This window comes from Stenotrophomonas capsici (genome assembly GCF_034961085.1).
Taxonomy (GTDB): Bacteria; Pseudomonadota; Gammaproteobacteria; order Xanthomonadales; family Xanthomonadaceae; genus Stenotrophomonas; species Stenotrophomonas capsici.
The window spans coordinates 1-6,335 of sequence record NZ_JAYFUH010000104.1; the positions used below are offsets into that span (position 1 = coordinate 1).

General features: G+C 69.3%; 6 protein-coding genes. 5 read left to right on the forward strand and 1 reads right to left on the reverse strand.

All coding sequences use genetic code 11. From position 1 onward, the window contains the following. The 3 genes from VA603_RS09010 to VA603_RS09020 form a co-directional block, all read left to right on the forward strand. Window positions 1-81 (forward strand): P-II family nitrogen regulator (locus VA603_RS09010; protein WP_323438590.1); only part of this gene is annotated, 81 nt, incomplete at its 5' end. Between the two features lie 21 nt (window positions 82-102). After that, entirely contained in the window at window positions 103-1,527 is a 1,425-nt protein-coding gene (locus VA603_RS09015) for an ammonium transporter (RefSeq protein WP_323438587.1), read from the forward strand. Window positions 1,528-1,643: 116 nt separating this feature from the next. Then, on the forward strand, window positions 1,644-2,381 hold the full coding sequence (locus tag VA603_RS09020; RefSeq protein ID WP_414717012.1) for an N-acetylmuramoyl-L-alanine amidase: 738 nt from the start codon (window positions 1,644-1,646) through the stop codon (window positions 2,379-2,381). Window positions 2,382-2,418: 37 nt separating this feature from the next. Here VA603_RS09020 and VA603_RS09025 read toward each other — a convergent pair whose 3' ends face one another. Then, window positions 2,419-4,158 (reverse strand): prealbumin-like fold domain-containing protein, encoded by a 1,740-nt coding sequence (locus VA603_RS09025; protein ID WP_323438588.1) that lies wholly within the window; start codon window positions 4,156-4,158, stop codon window positions 2,419-2,421. A gap of 116 nt (window positions 4,159-4,274) precedes the next feature. On the opposite strand from VA603_RS09025, the gene VA603_RS09030 reads away from it, so the two are divergent. Both VA603_RS09030 and VA603_RS09035 read left to right on the forward strand, forming a co-directional pair. After that, window positions 4,275-5,312 (forward strand): two-component system sensor histidine kinase NtrB, encoded by a 1,038-nt coding sequence (locus VA603_RS09030; RefSeq protein ID WP_414717013.1) that lies wholly within the window; start codon window positions 4,275-4,277, stop codon window positions 5,310-5,312. Then, on the forward strand, window positions 5,305-6,335 hold a 1,031-nt coding region (locus tag VA603_RS09035), incomplete at its 3' end, for a sigma 54-interacting transcriptional regulator (protein ID WP_323438589.1). The genes VA603_RS09030 and VA603_RS09035, both read left to right, overlap by 8 nt.

A 6,335-nucleotide genomic window follows, 5' to 3' on the forward strand; every position in this document is an offset into this window, starting at 1 on the left:
GGTGACGGCAAGATCTTCGTCACCCCGCTCGAGCAGGTGGTGCGTATCCGCACCGGTGAAACAGGCGCTGACGCGCTCTAACCCCCACAGCCGGAGTCGACAATGCGAACGGAATTTTTCACCGGGCTCAAGGCCCGGTTCGGTGGCCTGTGCCTGTCGTTCATGCTCGCTGTCATGGCGGTGGGCATGCTTCCCTCACACGCGTTGGCCCAGCAGGCCACGCCGCCGCAGCCGGAGGCAACGCAAGGCGCGGCACCGGCAGTTGCCGCCGAGGCCACGGCCGAAGCCGCCGCCGAGGCGGCACCCAGCTTCGATCGCGGGGACGTGGCGTGGATGCTCACCGCCACCTTGCTGGTGCTGATGATGGTGGTGCCGGGCTTGGCGCTGTTCTATGGCGGCCTGGTGCGTGCCAAGAACGTGCTCTCGGTGTTGAGCCAGGTGCTGGTGGTGTTCTCGCTGGTGCTGATGCTGTGGGTGGCCTATGGCTACAGCGCGGTGTTCAGTGCGGGCAACCAGTTCTTCGGTTCCTTCACCCAATTCGCCTTCCTCAAGGGCTTCACCCCCGAATCGGTGGGCAACACGCCTATCGCCGGGTTGCCGGACTTCCTGTTCGTGGCCTTCCAGTCCACCTTCGCCGGCATCACCACCGCGCTGATCGTCGGCGCGTTCGCCGAGCGCATCAAGTTCCGCGCGGTGCTGTTGTTCTCGGCGTTGTGGTTCACCCTGAGCTACATCCCGATGGCGCACATCGTCTGGGGCGGCGGCTATCTGGGTGAGATGGGCGCGATCGATTTCGCAGGCGGCACCGTGGTGCACATCAACGCCGGTGTCGCCGGCCTGGTGGCGGCGTGGTTCGTCGGCAAGCGCCTGGGCTATGGCCAGACCGCATTGAAGCCACACAACCTGCCGCTGACCTGGATCGGCGCGATGCTGTTGTGGGTGGGCTGGTTCGGCTTCAACGCCGGCTCGGCCGCGGCCGCCGACACGGTCGCCTCGCTGGCCTTCATCAACACCGTGCTGGCCACCGCTGCCGCGGTGCTGGGCTGGACGCTGGTGGAAGCGGTGACCAAGGGCCATCCCTCGGCGCTGGGCGCGGCTTCCGGCGCGGTCGCCGGCCTGGTGGGCGTGACCCCGGCCTGCGGCACGGTGGGCCCGCTCGGTGCGATCGTGATTGGGTTCGTCACCGGCATGATCTGCGTGTGGGGCGTGACCGGGCTCAAGCGCCTGTTGAAGGCCGATGACACCGCCGACGTGTTCGGCGTGCACGGCGTGGGTGGCATCGTCGGTGCGATCCTCACCGGCGTGTTCAGCGCACAATCGCTCGGCGGCACCAAGGCCGACCTGGATATCGGCCACCAGCTCTGGGTGCAGGTGGTCAGCGTCGGCTTCACGGTGCTGTGGAGCGCGGTGGTCACCGCGGTGATCCTGCTGGTGGTGCGCGCGCTGGTCGGCCTGCGCGTGAGCGAGGAAGCCGAACGCACCGGCCTGGATGTCACTACCCACGGCGAATCCGCCTACGAGGCCTGAGCGCCGCTTCAAAAGCCCCTCTCCCGCCAGCGGGAGAGGGGTTGAGGTGAGGGCCGCGCCAGCATCCTGCCGTAGGTCACTTGCTTTCCCACCCGCGGCAACGTGCAATGCCCGGCATGAACCACAAACTCCTGTTGCCGCTGGCGCTGGTCGCCGCACTCGCCGCCTGCACCACCACGCCGCAGCGCAATCCCCTGGCGCAATGGGTTCCCTCGGCGAACCACAACGCACGCCAGCCGGTGATCATCGTGCTGCACCACACCGACCAGGATTCGGTGCAGCAGAGCCTGGACACGCTGCGCAGCGCCAACAGCGGCGGCAAGGTGAGCTCGCACTACCTGGTTGGGCGCAAGGGTGACCTGTACCAGCTGGTCGCCGACAGCGAACGTGCCTGGCATGCCGGTGGCGGGCGCTGGGGATCGATCACCGACCTCAACTCCACCTCGATCGGCATCGAGATCGACAACGACGGCGAGAGCCCGTTCAGCGCACCGCAGATCGCCACGCTGCTGCGTCTGCTCGATGACCTGTGCACCCGCTACAACATCCCGCGCAGCCAGATCATCGGCCATGCCGACCTGGCCCCGTCGCGCAAGGCCGACCCCAGCCGATTCTTCCCCTGGCAGCAGCTGGCCGAGGCCGGCTTCGGTATCTGGCCCAAGGCCAGCGATGGCGCGGCCCCGGAAGGCTTCGACCGCTGGCTGGCGCTGCAGGCGCTGGGTTATCCGATGGACGACCGTGCCGCGGCCGCGCGCGCCTTCCACCGGCGCTTCCGTGGCAGCGACACGTTGCCCGCCGAGCTGGATGCCGAAGATGCCCGCATCCTCCACTCTCTGCTGCAGCAGGTGAAGTGAGCGACCGCGCCCGGTGGCATGGTCGCCGGGCGCGGTCTCAGTTGACGCTGCACTGGACCTGCACGTTGATCTGGCTGTTGGCCGGGAACGCCGTCACCGTCGTCCCGTTGGCGGTCAGCAGGTCCGCCGGCGCCTGCGGGCAGGTCGCATTGTTGGTGGGTGTGCAGGAGAGCACCTGGCAGTTGGACAGCCCGCTCGCCGGCGTGTCCTTCAGGACCGCGCCACCGGCATCGCCCGGGCCGCCGTTGCGGAACTGCAGCGAATAGGTCGTGCTGCTCCCGGACGGCACGCTGGCCACGGCATTGGTCTTGGTCACGGAGAGGTCGACGCCGGCCGCATTGGTGAAGGTGCAGGTGATGTTCGCGCCCTGGACGATGGCCGCGGCCGGCAGCGTGACGCTGCGGTTGGGCAGGTCCACGGTGCCGCTCACGCCGGCGGGCAGGCCGCTGCACTGGATCGCGCTTAAGGCGAAGCCCGGCGTCTGTGCCTCGGTCAGCGTGGTGGCCGTGTTCACCGCCGTCAGCGCACGCGCGCTGCCGGCCACGGCCTGGCCGGCGCTGGTCGTGGTCAGCGTCTGCGAGGGCAGGCCATTGGTGCCGGTGAAGGTGAAGGCGCCCACCGCGCGTTCGCTGATCTTGCGCGCGGTCACCACCGGCCGGGGCGTGTTGGTGATGGTGCAGGTGTACTGCGTGTTGGCCGCCACCGCGATGGTCCAGTCGGGGCCGGTCCCGCTGGGCGTGTAGGCCTGCTGCTGGCCGTTGAGCTGGTAGGACGTGCAGCTGATGCTCTTGTCGTAGTCACCGATGGCCTGGACGCTGTTGGCCGCCATTTCATCGCGCACGACGTGGTTGCCGGTGCTGACCTGCAGCGCGCCGGTGCTGGCCTGCTGCCCCGTCCCGGCGCCGCTGGTGGAGGCCGCGCGCAACGTGTTGTTGCCCTGGCGGATGGAGACGGTGAACTGGTCGTTGGGCGCGATGCGGCCCAGGTTCACCACCTTGTTGACCATGATCGCCGGCACCGGGTAGACGATGCTGCCGGCGCAGCCGCTGGAACTGCTCGCCTGCGAGGGGTCGCTGAACTGGGTGGCGGGAATGATCTGCGCCGCCCCGCCGTTGATCGAGGGATGCTGCCAGCGCAGCCGGTTGAAGTTCAGGCCGCCGGCATTCACCCAGTAGATGCGCATCAGGGCACAACTGTTGGCGACGTCGGCGTTGAAGCTGCCGATGGCCCGGAAGTCGGTTTCGCCGCTGGTGTAACTGCTCAGTGCGCCGACCGGGATGTCGTAGTTGGCGGTGCGGTAGGCGGTACTGGTGTAACTGGAGGACATGCTGACCTGCACCGAGTCGTCATGCGCCACGGAAAGCGTGTAGGTGCCGGCAACCGGGAACCGCACCAGCGTGTACATCACCCGGCCCATGGCCTGGTAGCGGCAGGGATCGGTCTGCAGGTTGGCGGCGGTGCGGCTGTCGCACAACGCGAACGGATTGCTGCCGTAGTCCACCAGCGCCGAGGTGCCGGTGCGGACCGCATTGGCCGGGTTGTTGGCCAGCGCGGAGAGGTTGGCGATGGTGGCGGGGTTGTTGACGAACCGTGGGGCGCCTTGCGGACCGATGTAATTGGCATCGGATGCGATGCTGGTCGTGCCACGGTAATCCTCCCACAGCACGTTCTGTGCGGCCGCCTGGAACGCGGTCATGGCCAACAGCAGGCCGGCGATGCCGGCGCCACCGGCACGCCAGAGGCCGGAAAGCGTGGTTCGAGCGTGAAGCGTTGGCATGTCATCCCCTGAAGTGTCACTTGCCGCAATGGCGCGGATAGTGGCCTTGGCGGTGCCAAGCCGCCGTGACGATGCTGCCCAGCCGGTCGCCTTTGCACTACATTGGTGCAATGACGATGCCTGATGACCGCCCCGCGCTGGACGTGCTGGGTACCCCCGTGGCCTGGGCCAGCGCCGATGGCCGCATCCTTGGCACCAACCCGGCCTTCGCGCGCTGGATGGGCGTGAGCGTGCGCCGCCTGGTCGGCCAGCCGCTGGTCTCGCTGGAGGCGCAGGGCGAGGCCCTGGCCAACTTCCTGGCCCGCGACGAGCGCGACGTGCTGCGCCTGCATCGGTTGATCCTGGCCCTGCCGGGCGAGAGCCCGCGTTTCGCCGAGGGCTGGTTGAGCCGGCTGGAGGAAGGCGGCTGGCTGCTGGAGGCCTACCCGGTGGACGAGTTCGTCGCGCCCGACCCGGCGCAGGTGCTGCCCGGCGCACTGTCGGCCGCCCTCAAGGGCTTGGCCCACGAGCTGCGCAACCCGTTGGCCGGGCTCAAGGGCGCCGCGCAGCTGCTGGCCCGCCGGGCCCAGGGCCGCGACGCCGGCGAGCGTGAGTTGATCGACCTGATCGGCGCGGAGATCGAACGCCTCAACGGCCTGCTCGAACAGCTGCTGTCACCGGCCCCGGCGCGACCGCACGCGGCCATGAACATCCACGCCGCGCTGGAGCGGGTGCTGCGCCTGGCCGAGAGCGAGGCGGGCTGGTCGGTGCGTATCCAGCGCGATTACGACCCCAGCATCCCAGAGTTCGACGGTGACCCCGACCGCCTGACCCAGGCCGCCTGGAACCTGGTGCGCAACGCCATCCAGGCCGGCGCCACCGTGGTGACGCTGCGCACCCGGGTCGAGCACGGTCTGCGCATCGGCGACCAGATCCAGCCGTTGGCGCTGCGCCTGGAAGTGGCCGATGACGGCCGCGGCGTGCCCGAGGACATGGCCGAGCACCTGTTCCTGCCGCTGGTCAGTGGCCGCGCCGAGGGCACCGGCCTGGGCCTGGCGCTGGCCCAGCAGGTGGCGCGCGAACACCGCGGCACCCTCGGTTACCGTTCGCGCCCCGGCCACACGGTGTTCACCGTGCTGCTGCCGCTGGGCACACAGGAGGCCCGTGATGCCTGACCCCACCACCGCCACCGTTTGGGTGGTCGATGACGACCGTTCGGTACGTTTCGTGCTGACCACCGCGCTGCGCGAGGCCGGCTACACCGTCGAAGGCTTCGAGCATGCCGCGGCGGCCCTGGCCGCGCTGGAAACCCGGCCGGTGCCCGACCTGCTGTTCACCGACGTGCGCATGCCCGGCGACAACGGCCTGGCACTGCTGGAGAAACTCAAGGCCGCGCATCCGCAGCTGCCGGTCATCGTGATGAGCGCCTACACCGACGTGGCCAGCACCGCCGGAGCGTTCCGCGGCGGTGCGCACGAGTTCCTGTCCAAGCCGTTCGACCTGGACGATGCGGTGGAACTGGCCCGGCGCGCGCTGCCCGAGCCGTTGGTGGAGGACCCGCCGGCGGCGCCACCACCGGCCGCCGTGGCCAGCCAGGGCGCGCCGCAGCTGATCGGCGACACCCCGGCCATGCGTGCGTTGTTCCGCGCCATCGGCAAGCTGGCGCAGGCGCCGTTGTCGGTGTTGATCAATGGCGAAACCGGCACCGGCAAGGAACTGGTGGCCAACGCGCTGCACCGCGAGTCGCCGCGCGCGAAGGGGCCGTTCGTGGCCTTGAACACCGCCGCCATCCCGGCCGAACTGCTGGAAAGCGAACTGTTCGGGCATGAGGCCGGCGCGTTCACCGGCGCGCACAAGCGCCATATCGGCCGCTTCGAGCAGGCCGATGGCGGCACGCTGTTCCTGGACGAGATCGGCGACATGCCGCTGCCGCTGCAGACCCGCCTGCTGCGCGTGCTGGCCGAGGGCGAGTTCTTCCGCGTCGGCGGGCGCGAGCTGATCCATGTCGATGTGCGCGTGGTCGCCGCCACCCACCAGGACCTGGAGGCACTGGTCGAGCAGGGCCGCTTCCGTGCCGACCTGCTGCACCGGCTGGACATGGTGCGCCTGCTGCTGCCACCGCTGCGCGAGCGCCTGGCCGATGTGCCGCAGTTGGCCGAGACCTTCCTGGCCAATGCCGCACGACGGCTGGACATGCC

Excerpts from the sequence above, each read along its gene's own strand:
- VA603_RS09030 (WP_414717013.1), top strand. The coding sequence starts at position 4,275 with ATGCCTGATGACCGCCCCGCGCTGGACGTGCTGGGTACCCCCGTGGCC.
- VA603_RS09025 (WP_323438588.1), bottom strand. The coding sequence starts at position 4,158 with ATGCCAACGCTTCACGCTCGAACCACGCTTTCCGGCCTCTGGCGTGCC.
- VA603_RS09015 (WP_323438587.1), top strand. The coding sequence starts at position 103 with ATGCGAACGGAATTTTTCACCGGGCTCAAGGCCCGGTTCGGTGGCCTG.
- VA603_RS09020 (WP_414717012.1), top strand. The coding sequence starts at position 1,644 with ATGAACCACAAACTCCTGTTGCCGCTGGCGCTGGTCGCCGCACTCGCC.